Here is a 17,127-nt window from a genome sequence, read left to right on the forward strand (position 1 = left end):
CTCCCCTGAAGAAACAATAAATGATTAGCTCAGCTTGAATTGCCGGGCCTGGTGCAGCATATGAAGCGTTATCTGACGAACCTCTTTCTGACTGGCGGCGATATGGTCGTGTAGTCGGGTTTGGGCCTCCTCAAGGTTACGGTCCCGGACGGCGAGCAGGATCTGCCCATGCTCGGCATACGTCGCGCTGACGCGCGGCTGGCGAGTAAAGTCCAACCTGCGCACAATGCGAATTTTTTCGGTGATCTCCCGGTGAACCCTCGCCATTTCAGGATTGCCCGCCGCAGAGACCAGCGTCATATGAAAAGCCTCGTCGTGCGGCGCGACGTTCATTCCCTCAGCCAGCGGTGGTTCATCCAGCCAGAACTGTTTCAGCGCCTGCAGCGACAGCGGGAAAACGGAGTCTGCCCGCAGGCAAAGGCGCTTCACCGCCTCCAGCTCCAGAACGATACGCAGATCGTAAAGCGCTTCGAGATGATCGAAATCCACGGCGCGGATCTGCCAGCCGCTGCGGGGCTGTACATCGACATAGCCTTCCTGCTGCAGGGCATAAAGCGCCTGGCGAACCGGCGTGCGGCTGGCGCTCATGCGCTCCGCAATTTCGTTTTCGCTAAAGCGGTCCCCCGGCAGCAGCAGGAAGTCGAAAATTTCCTTTTTAAGCTGCTGGTAGATGCGCTCGGCTACGGCTTCTGGTCGCTTTGGCATAGTGGTTTCCGTGTTGTTTTTACCCTCACCCCGGCCCTCTCCCTGGAAGGGAGAGGGAGAAAAAATGAAGATCCTCTCCCTTCTGGGGGAGCGGGAAAAAGTGAGTGTGTTTCTCTGTTTTTATTCCCTCTCCCCGTTCGGGATATGGGCTCTGTTTTTATTCCCTCTCCCCTCTGGGGAGAGGGCTAGGGTGAGGGGCTAATTTCCTCTACACCGCCTCCAGCCACAGCAGCGCATCCCCAGGCCCCACTGGTCGGCCCTGCTGGCACTGGATCCGCACCACCTTGCCGTCGCACGGGGCGCTAACCAGCAGCTCCATCTTCATCGCCTCAACGACGAGCAGCGGCTCGCCCTGCTTCACGCTTTGCCCCGGCTCAACCAGAATCTTCCAGATATTGCCGTTCAGGTCGGCGCTGACGAGCTGCCCGGCCTGCTCTTCCTCCGGCAGATCCGCCGCCATCAGCGCGCTCTCCACCGCCGCGCTTTCCTGCTCTTTCCAGTGCGCCACTTCGCTCAGGAAAGCCGCCTGCTGACGGCTGCGGAAATTGGCAATATCGTCGGCGTTGTCCGCAAGAAAACGGCTATATTCGGCAAAATCGAACTCAACTTCTTCGATCTCAACCTGCGCACGCCCTTCCCGGAACGCCGTGCGGAACGCAGTTAACGCTTCCTCGCTTACCGGGTAGAAACGCACCTGATCGAAGAACTTGAGCAGCCACGGCTCGTCGCCAAACTGGTCGTTTTTGAGAAATTTGTTCCAGATCGGCAGCGTGCGGCCCACCAGCTGATAGCCCCCCGGCGAATCCATGCCGTAGATGCACATATACATCCCGCCGATCCCTACCGTGCCTTCTGCCGTCCACGTCCGCGCCGGGTTGTACTTCGAACTCAACAGCCGGTGACGCGGGTCGAGCGGCACGGCGCAAGGTGCGCCGAGATACACGTCTCCCAGGCCGAGCACCAGATAGCTGGCGTCAAACAGGATCTGCTTCACCTCGTCACGGCTTTGCAGCCCGTTGGTGCGCTGAATAAAGTCCACGTTGTTCGGCAGCCACGGCGCGTCTTCCCGCACCGTTTGCTGATAACGCTCCACCGCCGCCAGCGTGGCGCTGTCTTCGAAGGCCAGCGGTAAATGCACGATGCGTGAAGGAATTTTCAGCTGGGTCACATCGCCCAGCTGTTGCTCAATGCCCAGCAGCAGCGTGAGCAGCTGGCTCTGGGAAATACGCTGGCTGTCATAGCGGATCTGCAACGAACGCACGCCGGGGGAAAGCTCCTCAATGCCCGCCTGCGCCGCCTGGGTAATCGCCTTCATCAGCAGATAAATGCGCAGCCGCAGCGCCAGGTCGAGCACGTTATCGCCGTATTCAATCAGCACATAGTTGTCGCCTGCCTGACGGTAAACCACAGCCGGAAGCTCAGCCTGAGCGGGGATTTCCGCCAGAATCGCCGCACTGGTCGTCGCGCCTGGCGCAATAGAAGGATGCAGATCCGGCAGGCTTGTGCCGGCACACAGATTGGTCACCGCCACCTGCTGGGCAATCTCCAGCGACTGCGCGTGCTCAAAGCTGATGGCGTGAAAGCGAATCCGGTCGCCCGGCTTCACCTGCCCGACTTTCCACAGTTCGGCTTTGGCAATCGTCACCGGGCAGACAAATCCCCCGAGGCTTGGGCCATCGCGCGTCAGGATCACCGGGAAGTCACCGGTAAAGTTCACCGCACCGATAGCATATTCGCAGTCGTGCACGTTGGAAGGATGCAGCCCCGCTTCGCCGCCGTCGGCCCTGGTCCACTCCGGCTTCGGCCCGACAAGGCGCACGCCGAGGCGGTTAGAGTTGTAGTGAACCTGCCACTCGGCGTTGAAAAAGGTGTCCATCGACTCCGGCGTGAAGAAGTCTGGTGCGCCGTGCGGCCCGTACAGCACGCCTATCTCCCACAGCTCGCCATAGTGCGGGATCAGCGCCGGTTCCGGGGCCTGCGGCAGGCTAATCGGCGCCGGCGTCGTGCAGGCCGGCAGACAAGGCTGAGAAATAGCCAGCACATCGGCCACCCGCAGCGTGCGCCCGGCGTGGCCGCCAAACTGACCAAGGGCAAAAGTGGAACGACTGCCGAGATACACCGGCACGTCAAAACCGTTACGCACTGCCAGATAGGTACGACACCCACTGGTCGCCCTGCCCAGCGTCAGGATCTGCCCGGCTTTCACTACTGTGGGCTGCCAGAAAGTCACCGGCTGATCATCCAGCGTGGCCGGACAAGGAGCCCCGGTCAGCGCGATGGTGGCCTCGCTGTGGAAGCGCAGCGTCGGCCCCTGCAGGGTAAATTCCAGCCCGGCGGCCGACGGATGGTTGCCGACAATACGGTTCGCCAGACGGAAGGCAAAATCATCCATCGGCCCGGACGGCGGCACGCCGATATCCCAATATCCAAGGCGGCCAGGGCTGTCCTGAATGCTGCTCCAGGTGCCCGGCTCCAGCACTTCCACGGCCTGCGCCCGATAGCTCACGCTATCCAGCAGCCGCGTCCACATTACGCCAGCTTTGAACTCCGGCAGGCGGACGATCTGGCGCAGATAATCCAGATTGGTGGCGATCCCGTGCAGGCGGGTAGCGGCCAGCGCCTCGTTCAGTTTACTTAACGCCTGCAAGCGGTCATCGCCGTGAACGATGATCTTGGCGATCATCGGATCGTAGAACGCGCTGACTTCGCTGCCGGTGCTGACCCAGCCGTCAACCCGCACGCCCTCAGGAAAATAAACATCGGTTAATACGCCCGGCGAAGGCTGGAAGTTTTTCAGCGCGTCCTCGGCATAAATGCGGACTTCAATCGCCGCCCCCTGAGGCGCTTCGGCCATTTTTTTCCAGTCCGGCGACGCACCTGCCGCCACCCGCACCATGCATTCGATCAGATCCAGCCCCGTGACGCATTCGGTTACCGGGTGTTCAACCTGCAGGCGCGTGTTCACCTCCAGGAAGTAAAATGCATCCCGCGCTGCGTCGTAGATAAACTCCACGGTTCCCGCACTGCGGTAATCAACGGATTCGCCCAGCGCCACGGCGGCACGGTGCAGCGCTTCACGCGTGCTCTGCGGCAGATTTGGAGCGGGCGTTTCCTCGACCACTTTTTGGTTGCGGCGCTGCAGCGAGCAATCACGCTCCCCCAAGGCAACCACCTTGCCTCTGCCATCGCCAAAGATCTGCACTTCCAGGTGCCGGGCTTTGTCGACAAAACGTTCGATAAACACGCCGTCGTCGCTGAAAAACTGCGCGCCCATGCGCTTCACGCTTTCCCAGGCCTCAAGCAGCGCCGGTTCGCTGTCGCAGCGGGTCAGGCCGATCCCGCCTCCGCCCGCCGTGGTTTTGAGCATCACCGGATAGCCGATTTCCTCTGCCGCCAGCTGCGCCTCAGCAAGGGATGTCAGCAGCCCGGTGCCCGGCGTCATCGGCACATCTACGCCGGAAGCCAGCTCGCGGGCGCGGTGTTTCAGGCCAAAATCGCTGATTTGCTGCGCCGTTGGCCCGATAAAAACAACGCCTGCCGCTTCACAAGCCTCGGCAAATTCCGCGCGTTCGGAAAGGAATCCGTAACCGGGGAAAATCGCCTCCGCGCCGCTCTCTTTTGCCGCCGCCAGTATTTTTTCGATATTCAGATAAGTGTCGCTGGCTTTATCTCCGCCGAGCGCTATCGCCTCATCGGCATCAATCACGTGCTGCGCGCTGGCATCCGCATCGGAATAAACGGCCACGCTGGTGATGTGCATTTTCTTCAGCGTGCGAATGGCGCGGCAGGCAATTTCACCGCGGTTGGCAATCAAAACCTTGCTAAACATAATCCTTCTCCTCAAGCGCCAGATTGACGAGCAAGCCAGGCTTTCCAGCCGCCCCATGCGGTAATGTCCGTGGCGCCTTCTGTCGCACACGGTTCACAAATGAAGCCCTTCACGCTGCGTCCGTCCTGCAGGGTCAACGTGCCGATACCCAGCGGCGCGGGAATTTCAGCGACAAACTCGCCGAAGCGCGCAAGCGGGATATCCCACAGCTCAACGGCGATTGACAGCCCTTCGGCGGCACGTACCAGGCCCGGTTTCGGTGGCTGAGTGTTGGCCAGGGCGTAAAGGCGATAGGTTTCTGCCGTGTGGGTTGCTTCTACGAAAACGGCGTTACGGCCGGTTAGCTGGTGGTTAAGCGGCATCCCGCGCAGATGAGCCCCCACAACAGCGACGCGCACGAAGCTGCTGGCAGGTGCCATGGTCTGTTGGTCGGGCACTTTCTGGGACGTTGCTCCGGCGGGCAGATCAAGTCGCGCCTGCCACTGCGCACCAAAATGGCTGAGCGCGGCATCATGCCAGGCGGGTGCGATCAGCGTTATTCCTGCTGGCAGACCATCGGCCCGGAAATCCGCCGGAAGCGCCAGCGCGCTCAGGTCAGCCAGGTTGGTGAAGTTGGTGTAGGTGCCAAACTGCGAGTTATAGGCCACCGGCTCGTCGCGCATTTCAGCCAGCGTGTGAATCGTCGGCGACGTCGGCACCACAAGGGCATCAAATGCGGCAAGCTGCCGCTGAATACGGCGGGCAAGCTCGGCGCGGGTATATTCCGCCTGCCAGGCATCGCAGGCCGTGAAGCTCAGCCCGCTGGCGACGATCCCACGTACGGTAGGATCCATGGCGTCAGGATGTTTTTCGAGGGTCTCTCTCACCGCAACGGTGCGCTCGGCCACCCACGCGCCGTTATACAGCTGCTCGGCCAGCCGGGTGAAATCGCTGAAATCTATCGCCACCAGCTCCGCGCCCATCGCCATTAACCTGTCCAGCGCCAGCTGAAAGGCCTCGTCGCTGAGTTTGTCGCCGAAGAAGGTCAGGCGGTCTGGAATGGCAAAGCGCAAACGCGGGCTAAAGCGAGCCGGGGCGGTGTGAGGGTTGCTTCGGGAGTAGGGATCGAGCGGATCGTACCCACCTGCTACGTTGGCGACGAGGGCAGCATCCGCCGCCGAGTGGGCGAAGACAGAAACGCAGTCGTTGAGGCGGCAGGCCGGAACTACGCCCGTCGTCGATAGCCAGCCTTTGGTCGGTTTTAAGCCAACGATGTTATTGAACCCGGCGGGTACGCGCCCGGAGCCTGCGGTGTCCGTTCCCAGTGAGAAGCCAACCAAACCGCGCGCCACCACCGATGCGGAGCCTGAACTCGAGCCCCCGCTCACGTAGTCCGGGTTGAAGCTATTCACCACCGCGCCATACGGCGAGCGGGTGCCAACCAGGCCGGTCGCAAACTGATCGAGGTTAGTTTTGCCCACCACAATGGCTCCGGCGGCGCGAAGGCGTGCAATCACCGTGGCATCATCAGCGGGATGATAAGTAAACACCGGGCAGGCGGCGCTGGTTGGCATCCCGGCCACGTCTATATTGTCTTTGACCGCAAACGGCACGCCAAATAAGGGGAAATCCGCCGGCGTTTTGTCTCCGGCCTTAATGACCTGCAATAAAGCCTTTATTTGCTCATTAATTTGCTGTTCGCTGGCGATATAAATCCACGCATTATCCTGGCGTGAAATATTGGCCATTAATTGCTGATAAGCGTCTGACAACCTTTCCGGCTGAGGCTGGTAATCGGCTACCCACTGCGACAATAAAGCGACTGACATAAGCTGGCATCCCACCTGGTATACAAGATGGAATAGATAAAGCAATTACGATGCCAGATTATATTACTTGTTTATTATCAATGGCTTTATATTAATAGATAAGATTTTATTATATTTAAAGCACCGCGACGGGGCGTTATTTTAGTGCGGGTGAATATTTAGAGGGATATATCTGGCGACGAAAGTAATATCCTCGCCGCCAGATAAGGTTATTTCCCGCTGCGGCGTGCGGAAACGGTGGCTAATGCCGCCCAGTCAAGATGTTCATCGCCGTGGGCCAGCGCATCGAGGTAGTTATCCCGCAACACGCCCGCAAAACCCATTGGCACATTTTTATTTTCCGCCGCCTGCTGCGCCAGGCGCACGTCTTTCAGCCCCAGCTTCATGGTAAACCCGGCCGGGCTGTAGCGTGATTCGGCGATCATCGCGCCATAGTTTTTATACGCTGGTGCGGCAAACAGCGTGCTGGTCAGCATACCGAGGAAATCCCCGGCGGCCACATCATAGGCCCCCACCAACGCAGAAGATTCCCCCATCGCTTCGATGGCGCTGGCGAGCATAAAGTTAGCCGCCAGCTTCACCGCCGCAGCCTGCTCTGGCCTGTCGCCAAAGCGCCAGGTTTTTTGCCCCAGCACATCGAAGATCGGCTGCACGCCGTCCAGCAGCTCCGCTGGCCCGGCGGTAAGAATATTGAGATTGCCTGCGGCGGCAACGTCCACACGCCCCAGTACCGGCGCGGCAATATACCGATGCCCGGTTGCGCTGGCTTTTTCCGCCATCTCATTGGTAAACGCGACGGAAACCGTGGCCATGTTGATCCAGATTGAGCCCTGCGGCAGTGCTTCCAGCGCGCCCTGCTCAATTACCACGCGGCGGCTGGTGTCGTCGTCGGCCAGCATAGTGATCAACACTTCGCTGTCGGTGAAAGCGGCTGGCGTGGCGTGTATCGTCGCCCCTTTCGCTTTTATGGCTTCAGCCGGTGCCGGAGAGCGGTTCCAGACGGCAACCTGATGCCCGGCTTTCAGTAGGTTTTCGGCCATTGGCTGGCCCATACCGCCCAGCCCGATAAATCCAATACGCATAATAACTCCCGGCTAGAGAATGGTGCCGCTGCGGGTCAACTGCTCGCGGCGTTCTTCGGCTTCTTCTGTGTGGTGATTGCCTTTGTGGGCAATGGCGATACGCAGCCGCTGCTGCTGGGCGTAGCGGTCTTCCCGCGTGAGCGCTGCGTCGTCGCTGAGTTCAATCAGTAGTTCGTTCATCGGAATGATGATGTCTTTGGCAATGGCGTCGTCTACGCGGCTGATAACGTCTGCGAGATGGGTCATGGCATGTTCCTTATCATGTGTTGCCCCTCACCCTAACCCTCTCCCCAGCGGGGAGAGGGGATAAAAACACTGACGTCCGCATTCCCCCCTCCCTTCCAGGGAGAGGGCCGGGGTGAGGGTTAATAAAATTTAATCCAGCTTCGCTTTGGAGAAATCACTCCCGGCGAGGCTAACGGTATAACCGCTCACGTTGCTGCGGGTCGCGTAGAAGGTTTTACCGTTCGCCAGCGCGATCCACGGCGCCTGCTGATAGTAAATTTCCTGCGCCTGGACGTAGAGCTTCGCGCGGGCGACCGGGTCGCTGGTCAGCTTCGCTTTCTGTACCAGTGAATCGTAGCTTTTGTCACACCAGCGGGCGACGTTCGAGCCGTTGGCAACGCTGCCGCAGCCCAGCAGGGTATCGGCAAAGTTATCCGGGTCGCCGTTGTCGGACATCCAGCCAAACAGCGCCGAGGAGTGTTCCCCTTTCCGCATCCCGGACAGGTATTCGCCCCATTCGAAGGTGACTATTTTGGCTTTCACGCCCACTTTCGCCCAGTCACTCTGGATCATCTCCGCAATTCGCCGCGAGTTCGGGTTGTACGGCCGCTGCACTGGCATAGACCATAGATCGGTATCAAAGCCCTTCTCCAGCCCGGCCTGCTTCAGCAAGGCTTTGGCTTTTTCTGGGTCGTACCCGTAGTCTTTCAGATCCTTGTCGTAGCCCAGCATGGTTGGCGGGATCGGCGATTTAGCTACCGAGCCGGATCCCATAAAGATGGCGTTGACGATGGCTTTTTTGTCCACCGCATAGTTCAGCGCCTGGCGCACCAGCGCGTTATCGAACGGCTTCTTGCTGGTGTTGAACGCCAGGTAACCGACGTTCAGGCCATCAATGCTGTGCAGCGCCAGGTTTTTGTCCGCTTTAATGGCGTCGAACTGTACCGGGCTTGGTGCAGGGATAATCTGGCATTCATTTTTCTGCAGCTTCGCCAGCCGGGTTTGTACGTTCGGGGTGATGGAGAAGATCAGGTGTTTGGTCGGGACTTCGCCTTTCCAGTAATTCGGGTTGGCGACGTAGCGAATCACGGAATCCACTTTGTAGTCCTGCAGCGCGTAAGGCCCGGTGCCAATCGGATTGTTGTCCACCCGCTCCGGCGTACCGGCTTTCAGCATCGCATCCGCGTACTCCGCAGACAAAATAGAGGCAAAGTCCATGCCCCAGTCGGCGAGAAACGCCGCATTCGGCTCGCTCAGGGTAAACTGGACGTGATAGTCATCCAGCTTTTTAACGTCCACGATGAGCTTGTCGAGGCCGACGTCGTTGAAGTATTCGTAGTTCGCCTGCGACACCTTATGATACGGGTTATTGGCGTCTTTCTGGCGCATGACCGAGAACACCACGTCGTCGGCGTTGAAGTCGCGCGTTGGCTTAAAGAATTTGTTGCTGTTGAACTTCACGCCCTTGCGCAGGGTGAAGGTATAGGTTTTACCGTCGGGACTGATTTTCCATTCCGTCGCCAGCGACGGCACCGGCGTGTTGTCGGTCAGGCTGAAATCAATCAGGCGGTTGTAGAGGGTTTGCGAGCTGGCAACAAAGCTTGGGCCAGAGCTGGCAATTTGCGGGTTAAAGGATTCAGGAGAGGCTTCGGAGCAGTAAACCAGCGTGCTGTTGGCTGCCGCCATCGCGCTTCCTGCCGGGAGGAGCGCACTCAGCAGCAGGCCGAGCAGTGTTTTCCCTTTAGACATAGTGTTTGCCTTTTATTTGCTTGCCAAATGGTTGAGCTACTTATTATTTCTCACAGTAATAACAGCACAGCCCTTAGCGACAAGCAAATGACAAACCCTTCCTTTCTATACAATTGTGGCGGTTAAGGCGGGCGTTCAGACCGAAGGCAAAACAAAACGCTGCAAAATTGCTCTGGCCCCGGGCGTAGCGCTGACATCGTTCGACAATGTCTGTTTATTTTCTTGCCGTAACGATGCCTGCTCGCTGCGGCTGGCGAGAATTTTGTTCATCACCGTGGCGGTGAATTCCGGGTGAAACTGCACCGACAGCGCATTGGGCGTGTAGCGGATGATTTGGTGAGGATCGTGGGCCGACGACGCAAGACAAACGGCCCCGGGCGGCAGCGCCAGGACGCTCTGCGCATGGCTTAAAAAGACCGGGAACGACTCAGGCAGATGACTCAGCGCCGGATCGTCTCGCCCTGCCTCTGTCAGTGCCACCGGCAGTTGCCCGACCTCACTGCCCTGCGGGTGATAATCCACTGTCCCGCCGAGCGCGTAAGCCATCAATTGATGCCCGTAGCACACGCCAAATAGCGGCGTACCGGCGGCAACAACGGTTTTAACCCATTCCGCCGTGCGCTCGCTCCACGCTTCATGCTCCGTCACCATCGACCATGAACCCGAAATCACCGCCGCCTGAAAGCTTTTTGGCGCGGGCAAAGGCTCGCCCAGAAACGGCCTGACGATGTTAAGTTCGACATCCGGATGCTTTAGCGCCTGCGCAAACCAGGCCGGCTGATCCCCTACGGCTTGCTGAATTTCCTCGGGGGGCCGCCCCATTTGCACCACCAAAACCAGCAATCTTTGACTCATATTTCGGACCTCTGCAGCCATATAATGGCTTCAGAATTAGCACAGGCAACCCGGCTTGTCTCAGATAAAAAAGCGATAACGTAGAAGCTTTAGCCCACAGCCTTCACGCCCTGCCCGGCAAAATCACGCCACAGGCAGGTCAGCACCGCAATGACCATCAGCGCCAGAGAAAGCAGCGAAATCGTAGTAAAGCCGTGCTCGGTATAAAGCGGCCCGTAGCTACTGCTGCCGGCAAACACAGCCAGGTAAGTCACGGCGCTGTTCAATCCCATCAATGTGCCGCGCCTGGCCGGGTCGATGGCCGTCAGTCGCTGAATCAGTAAGTTCACCCCCAGGTGGTTCACCAGGCCAAGCACAAACAGCAGGCAGATAACCCCCACCAGCGAACCACCGAGCATCGCCAGGCCCAGGTAAACAAAGGCTGCCACCAAAAGCACCATCGGCATCAGGCGTTTAGGGCCAAACCGATCCACCATCCCGCTGAGCAAAGCGGCACAGCCGAATCCCGCCCCATAGGCAATCGCCACCCCGCCGTTGGCCGTCACCGGCAGGCCGAGATCCTGATGAAGATGGTCGCCCAAATAAGCATAAATCCCGTAAAACGCCGTCATAAACGCCCCGCACACCACCAGCAACGACTTGATGCCTGGCAGCCCCAGGGCAGACAGCGGTGAAGGCGCAATCCCCGCCGCCGGGCGATCCTGCATGTTCAACCTGACGAGCGCGATCAGCGCCAGGGCCGCCAGACAGCTCACGGACACATACACCGCGCGCCAGCTGAACAACTCGGTCAGCACCACGGAAAACGACACGCCGGCGATCATGCTCAGCGTCCAGCCGGTCAGCACCTTGCCGATGGTCCGGCTTTCACGCCCCGGCTCCGCAATGGCGGCCGCGCTGGCGTAAATCGCGGGCAGCGCGATACCGGAAGCCATCCCGGCAATCAGCTGAGCAGCAATAAATACCGCCACGGAAGGCGAAGCCGCGCAAAGCAGCAGCGCCGCGCCCAGCAGCAGCATGGTGAATTTGAGCATCCGCGCCGAGCCGACTAAGTCGATCAAACGAGCCAGAAAAAGTGCACTCGCCGCCGTGCCCAGGCCAAAAGCCGCCGCGGCCATCATCACCGTCGGCACTCCCGCGCCTATAGACGATGCCACTGCCGGCGCAATAGGCCCCAGCACCATTGAGTTGGCACCGATAACGCCGACGCAGCCGGTCAGCACATACACGGCTTTGGCGGGAGACAGAGACGGCTCTGGATGAAGTTCCAGACACTGGCTATTTTTCATTTTTCTTCCTGACAAGGATTAAACTTGACTTACATTCGATAAAAACCAATTTTATCCGAATGAAATTCAGCGTCATTACTCAGGGGCAATATGAAAAAAGAAACAGACAGTATTAAGCAGAACGGTGCGGCAGAGCGAACTCTCGATGCCGCCGACCGAAGAATATTAGGCGCGCTGGTGGAGGACGCGACCATCAGCTACGCCGAACTCGGCGAAAAGGTCGCGCTTTCCGCCCCGGCGGTACACGAAAGAGTCAAACGCCTGAAGCGCTCCGGGGTGATCCAGCAGACGGCGGCCTTGCTCGACCCAAAGGCCATCAGCAAATCCCTGCTGGCCTTCGTGCACATTGATACCAAAGGCTGGGGAAAAACGCCGGATCTGCTGCGAATTTCCGCCTACCCGGAAGTGGAAGAGATCCATTCCGTCGCCGGGGACACGTCCATGTTGTTGAAGGTCCGCACCGAGGATTCAAGGGCGCTTGAGGCCCTGCTGGCGCATCTGTATGAGATCAACGGCGTGGTGGCGACCAGGACGTATATCGTGTTGTCCACCTATTTTGAGCGCCCTGTCCAGCCGGGCATTACCCGCGACTGGCCGGAACAGGACTAACGTCATTTCACGATATAGCGCGTTGAGGCAAAGTTATTCAGTATCTTATGGATAATAAAGGTCACGGCCAGGGTGCCGACAATCGCCACCGACACCGATGAAATACGGTACAGCGCGCTAAAAACGATATCCTGATTAGGGTGCATGTATTGCCCGAACATCAGCGCCAGCGTGGTCAGAATAGAAAAGCCCACGCCCGGCCCGACCTTCTCAAACACGTGAATTCGCGCGGCCAGCAGCAGGCCGAGGCTAATCAGCGGCATCAGCAGGATCAGGTGACGACTGAAATCATAGATCACCAGCTGCACCAGAATCGCGTAAAGACATCCGGCAATCACCCCGACAATGCGCCACCAGGACGAAAGGATCGCCCCGCGAAAATGCATGGGGAACAGGGCAAAAATGCCCGCCATCAGCGCGGCCAGGGAGTCATTCAGCGTATAGACCTGGAACACGGTGAATAAGAGAGTCGCCGTTAAAGAGGCGAGCAGTGTTTCATGCATCACCCGTGGCCCGTCCTTTTGAATCGCAGGCGGCGGCTTGCACGGCTCTACGTCCGGCAGCAAATAACAGCTAAGCGCCGACAACCCCACCGCCAAAAGGCTGCCAATGATGTTAGAAAACATCAGGTCGCTCATGTCGGTGGTCGGGTAGCTCAGGAAATTAGCCATCACGCTTAAACAGACCACGCCCATCGAGCCAAACAGAAAGAGCGGCCCCCGGCTCATCAGGTAGAAGCGGGTCATGTACATCAGGAACACAATCAGCGTCATTGGCAGCGGGTAATTCGCCAGCACCGCAAACAGCAGCGTCATTTCCACACAGTTCAGCAGCGCGTTAGCGATCATCTGCCGGGCAATATGGCCGTTAAAAATGGGCACCAGCCCGGTGAGCATGATGGGGTAAACCACGTAGAACACCCCGTACTGCGTGTTAACCCAGCTGTAGACAAACATCCCCACGCAACCCGCCATGACGATGCGCAGCATATGGCGGAAATCATTGCCGCTGAACGGCGTCGGTGCATTGCGCTTCAGCGGGCCAAGAATAAATTTAATAAACATAATGCAGGTAGCTCACCAGCCTGATTTGCATCCCGCCGATAAACGACGCGAAAGCGGAAGGCGAATTGTAAAGCTGCACCGTGGCCCGTGCGCCAGCCGGCAGATCTGGCGTTTTCCCGTCTTCAAGCAGCAAATGAATACGCATGCGCTGCGCGTCCCTCACCCAGCGGTTTGACGTTTCCGGCGCGGAAAGCTGCCCGTTGATAGCCTGTTGCCCCGGCAAAACGCCCGCATCTTTGCTGGTGACTCTGGCTTTGAAAACCTGCCCCGGCAGCCCGTCGAATACTATATCCGCCATTGTTTCTGGGCGGGTTTTACTCAGGCTTTTCTCACGGAAGTCGGCCACGATATCTAGCTTGTCGTTAACCAGCGCCAGCGCGGGGGAACCCGCCCCGGCATACCAGCCCTCTTTCAGCTGTAAATTGCTGATAATGCCGTCGCTGCTGGCAACCACGCGGGTGTAATCCAGATTGAGCCGGGCGTCGTTCAGCAGGTTACGGTATTTTTGCAGCGTGACGTTTTGATCCCCGCGTTCCCCGCGCGAAATCACCAGCTGTGCCAGCGCGGCCTGGAGGTTGTTGACGTTTTGCACCGCGCTTTGCCAGCGCGTAAAAGCCCCGTCCAGATCCTGTTTAGAAATCAGGTTACCGCTGCTAAGTCCGTTAAACCGGTGATAGCTGCGCCCGGCGTTGTCGGCATCCAGCTGGGCGGCTTTAATTTTTGCCCGCGCGGCACTGATTTGGGCGTCAATTTGCTGGTTGTCGAGAATCGCCTGCTGATAAGCAATTTCCGCGCGTTCGAGCTGATTCTGGTAAGGCTTATTGTCGATGTCGAACAGCACATCCCCTTTCTTCACCACGCTGTTGTTGCTGACGTAGATATGCGTCACGTAGCCCGATACGCGTGATGAAACCGGGGTCACCACGCGCATCACGGTGGAGTCCGGGGTTTGCGGCACCCAGATGTCGGCGGCCAGAAAATAGCAAAACATCGCGGCAAACAGCGCCAGCGTGACTTTTACCCAGCGGGTAAATCGTTGTTCAGGGGTCATAACTACTCGCTAAATGAGAAACACGCCGGGAGACCAGGCGTGAAAGAACTATCGAATTTTGATCATGTTGGCGGCCAGCAGGTTTACCGTCTGGCTGAACTGTTCTATTTGCTGAGCCGGAATGCCCTGCGCGACCTGCGCCTGGCAGCGCTCCACCGTATCACTTACCGCCTTAATCGCTTTTTGGCCCGCGGGCGTCAGCGAGATAAATTTCACCCGCCTGTCTTTTTCGTCCGGCGTGCGGGTGACATAGCCCCCTTTTTCCAGCTGTGCCAACGTGCGCGTCAGAGGCGGCAGGTCGATGCCCTGCGCCCGGGCCAGATCCGTGACGGTGATCTTCTCCCCCGCCACGCTGAGCTGCATCAGCGTCGTCCAGCTGCTTTGGGTCAGGCCGGTAAACGCCACGGCGTCATCCACGATGCCACGCCACAGGCGCACCAGCATCGCCAGGCGCATCCCCAGCGGGCGATCGGGAAAATCGACAATGTCGTATTTATCGTCATGCATCGGGTAATCCCCATGTAAATAGTCACTATGATAATTATCATGATAAGTATTTATTTGGTGAATACAACTGACAATAACCAGGGGTAATTACTGAGGAAGTGGCAAAGACAAAGCGCCCGCAGGCGCTTTAGAAAAGAAAGGATTTTTTAGCTCAGGCGGGCAGCAATATCCGCCACGCGTGCGCCGTATTTGACGGCGGTGTCCAGGTCTCCCTGGGCAATTTGTTCGGCGCCTGCGTCAGACGGAGACTGCACCAGCAGCCCGACCGAGCCGCCCAGGTTGTTCGCGTCTTCGCGGGTTGCCGCCAGGGTATTCGAAGGCAACTGGCCCAGGCTCACCCAAATGCCGCCGTGCTGAGAGGCCAGCGTTTGCATCCACTGCAGGCTCACCTGCTTGTCGCCGTTCAGGCTGGCGCTATTGGTGAAACCGCCGAACACTTTGTCCTGCCAGCCACGGGTGAACCACACTTTGGAGGAAGCATCGGCAAACTTTTTGAACTGCCACGGCACGTTGCCCATGTAGGTCGGCGCCCCAAAGATGATCCCTTTGGCGTCGTTCAGTTTTTGCCAGTCTGCTTCCTGAATATCGCCATTGCTGTCCACGGCGACGAGGTCGGCGTTTGCCCCTTGTGCAACATGCTCTGCCACACGTTTGGTGTGACCGTATCCGGAAAAGTAAATAACAACGATTTTAGCCATAATTTTTCTCGACATGGTTAGAGGGAAAGCCCCGGCCAGAAGGCCGCAAAATCGGGGTTCATCGTGTCTGTCTTTTTCTTTCTGGTCAAGAAGTTACCTGCCAGTAAGTGACTTACTTCCGGGTAAGTATCACCGGCTTCACACCGCCCCATTTTGTCTAATAGCCAGATAATTTACCCATTTTGCCGTCTCTTCTGCCGTTTGACTTAGGGCCGCTTCGTTAAACTGTAAAACGTGAAGATGGCTCTCGGGTGAGCCGTTAACAGCAGGATTGATGACGTGGCAAAAACATTATTGCGCAGCGGATGCCTGGATGACTTTCTCGCGCTGGGCGAAAACGGTCAGGCAGTGTTTGATTCCGCGTTTCAAATACGCGAAACATTACGCCTTCGTAAACAGCAGGCCGTCGCCGACGCGCTGGCCATTCCCCAGCCCAACGACGAAGGCGACCGCGTCGACTGGTATGCGCCTCAGGAAGGCAGCGTCACCAGCTGGGCCGCCGCCAGCGACGAAGAACGCCGCACCGCCCTTCGCTATCTGGATAATTGCTTATCCAACGTAGCCTCGCTCAGCGCGCGCTGCCAGCAGGCGGAGAAAACCTCGATTCGCCTCTTTGGCGCACTGCTGGAAAAAGCTCTTCAGTTCCCCGGAAGCCAGCACGTCTACCTGGTGAACGGCAAGCCGGTGATCACCTTCTGGGGGTTCGTGAATCTTAACCAGGGCGCACGGGACGATGTGCTGGAGTGCCTGCGGGTGGTGGAATCGCGCGAGCCTGAAATTGCGTTTATCCCTGAAGAAACGATGCCGGAGCCAGAGCCACTGCCGGTAGAAATTAGCGAGCCAGAAAAGCCGCTGCTTGAAGCCCCGATGGCGGTTCAGGTGGATGATGATTCTCCGGTTTATAGCCTCACCGCAGTGAAAAAAGCCGCAGCCGAAGAAGAAAAACCGGCCCCGAGCCCTGAACCTGTCGCCGTAGCCGTGAAACAGCGTCGCCGCTGGCTGCTGCCGGTCGCCGCCGTGATTGCCGTCGCCATTGCGGCCCCGGTGGGTTATCTGCTGCTTAGCGGGAGCCAGACCGCGCCGGTGGCAACCGCCCAGGCCGAAGTCCCGCCTAAACCTATTGCGCCAGCGCCAATACAGGCCGTCGATGTGGCCAAAACTACCCTGCCGCTGACGCCAGCCGAAGTTGTGGTGCCACCTAAGCCTGAGCCAGCGCCGGTTGCCGCACCGGAAGAAAATCCTGAGCCAATTACCGTTGCCGCAGACGTGCCGAAAAATGCGTTAATTCTACCGGCAGAAGCCGTGAGAATTGGCTCCACTAAATTCCTCAACGGCACCTGGCGAGCACAGATCGATTTCAGTGACCCGATCACCGGTAAAGCGCCAAGCCTGCGCTACCAGATAGCCAACAACAAAGGCACGGTGCGCCTGGTGCACGGCGATAACATTGTCTGTAAAGCCGAGGTGTTTTCCGGCCTGCATCAAAATGGCGCGCTGATGATTAAAACCCGCGGCAGCGCGCGCTGCGGTGACGGCAGCCGCTACCCGATGCCGGAAGTGACCTGTAAAACCGGCAGCAACGGCGCCGCCGTTTGCACCGGCCGCTATGAAGGCGACAAAGTCATACCGATCACCTTCCGAAAAGTGAGTAACTGA

General features: G+C 58.4%; 14 protein-coding genes. 2 read left to right on the forward strand and 12 right to left on the reverse strand.

Annotated elements, in window-relative coordinates; translation table 11 throughout:
• Positions 1-24: 24 nt before the first annotated feature.
• The 8 genes from A936_RS14430 to A936_RS14465 form a co-directional block, all read right to left on the reverse strand.
• On the reverse strand, positions 25-705 hold the full coding sequence (locus tag A936_RS14430) for a GntR family transcriptional regulator (protein ID WP_008459051.1): 681 nt from the start codon (positions 703-705) through the stop codon (positions 25-27).
• Between the two features lie 208 nt (positions 706-913).
• Positions 914-4,534, reverse strand: coding sequence for an urea carboxylase (gene uca, locus A936_RS14435; RefSeq protein ID WP_008459053.1), 3,621 nt, complete (start codon positions 4,532-4,534; stop codon positions 914-916).
• 11 nt (positions 4,535-4,545) lie between these two features.
• Positions 4,546-6,342, reverse strand: a complete 1,797-nt coding sequence (gene atzF, locus A936_RS14440) for an allophanate hydrolase (protein WP_034809313.1) — start codon at positions 6,340-6,342, stop codon at positions 4,546-4,548.
• 209 nt (positions 6,343-6,551) lie between these two features.
• Complete coding sequence (locus A936_RS14445; protein WP_008459058.1) at positions 6,552-7,424, reverse strand: NAD(P)-dependent oxidoreductase; 873 nt, start codon at positions 7,422-7,424, stop codon at positions 6,552-6,554.
• 12 nt (positions 7,425-7,436) lie between these two features.
• Positions 7,437-7,670, reverse strand: coding sequence for a DUF2526 family protein (locus A936_RS14450; protein ID WP_008459060.1), 234 nt, complete (start codon positions 7,668-7,670; stop codon positions 7,437-7,439).
• Between the two features lie 129 nt (positions 7,671-7,799).
• Positions 7,800-9,398 carry an ABC transporter substrate-binding protein gene (locus A936_RS14455; RefSeq protein WP_008459062.1) on the reverse strand — a complete coding sequence of 533 codons (1,599 nt, stop codon included), beginning with the start codon at positions 9,396-9,398 and terminating at the stop codon, positions 7,800-7,802.
• 135 nt (positions 9,399-9,533) lie between these two features.
• On the reverse strand, positions 9,534-10,253 hold the full coding sequence (locus A936_RS14460) for a glutamine amidotransferase (RefSeq protein WP_008459063.1): 720 nt from the start codon (positions 10,251-10,253) through the stop codon (positions 9,534-9,536).
• A gap of 89 nt (positions 10,254-10,342) precedes the next feature.
• Positions 10,343-11,542: an MFS transporter gene (locus A936_RS14465; RefSeq protein ID WP_008459065.1), complete on the reverse strand. Its 1,200-nt coding sequence runs from the start codon at positions 11,540-11,542 to the stop codon at positions 10,343-10,345.
• A 90-nt stretch (positions 11,543-11,632) separates the two neighbouring features.
• Here A936_RS14465 and A936_RS14470 point away from each other — a divergent pair, with 90 nt between their 5' ends.
• Positions 11,633-12,151 (forward strand): Lrp/AsnC family transcriptional regulator, encoded by a 519-nt coding sequence (locus tag A936_RS14470; RefSeq protein WP_008459067.1) that lies wholly within the window; start codon positions 11,633-11,635, stop codon positions 12,149-12,151.
• A 2-nt stretch (positions 12,152-12,153) separates the two neighbouring features.
• Here the strand turns inward: A936_RS14470 and A936_RS14475 are convergent, their stop codons facing one another.
• The 4 genes from A936_RS14475 to A936_RS14490 all read right to left on the reverse strand — a co-directional run bounded on the left by A936_RS14475 (position 12,154) and on the right by A936_RS14490 (position 15,471).
• On the reverse strand, positions 12,154-13,215 hold the full coding sequence (locus A936_RS14475) for a DUF2955 domain-containing protein (protein WP_008459070.1): 1,062 nt from the start codon (positions 13,213-13,215) through the stop codon (positions 12,154-12,156).
• Positions 13,205-14,266, reverse strand: a complete 1,062-nt coding sequence (locus A936_RS14480; RefSeq protein ID WP_008459072.1) for an HlyD family secretion protein — start codon at positions 14,264-14,266, stop codon at positions 13,205-13,207. The genes A936_RS14475 and A936_RS14480 overlap by 11 nt, the downstream gene beginning before the upstream one ends.
• Positions 14,267-14,314: 48 nt before the next feature.
• A complete protein-coding gene (locus tag A936_RS14485; RefSeq protein WP_008459074.1) occupies positions 14,315-14,773 on the reverse strand; it encodes a MarR family winged helix-turn-helix transcriptional regulator in 459 nt (152 codons plus the stop codon).
• 146 nt (positions 14,774-14,919) lie between these two features.
• Positions 14,920-15,471: a flavodoxin family protein gene (locus A936_RS14490; RefSeq protein ID WP_008459077.1), complete on the reverse strand. Its 552-nt coding sequence runs from the start codon at positions 15,469-15,471 to the stop codon at positions 14,920-14,922.
• A 279-nt stretch (positions 15,472-15,750) separates the two neighbouring features.
• Between A936_RS14490 and A936_RS14495 the strand changes: the two genes are divergently transcribed.
• The gene (locus tag A936_RS14495) at positions 15,751-17,127 is read left to right on the forward strand and encodes an SrfA family protein (RefSeq protein WP_008459079.1); all 1,377 of its coding nucleotides are present in this window, start codon (positions 15,751-15,753) and stop codon (positions 17,125-17,127) included.

This window comes from Enterobacter sp. Ag1 (genome assembly GCA_000277545.1).
In the GTDB taxonomy this organism is placed as follows: Bacteria; Pseudomonadota; Gammaproteobacteria; order Enterobacterales; family Enterobacteriaceae; genus Cedecea.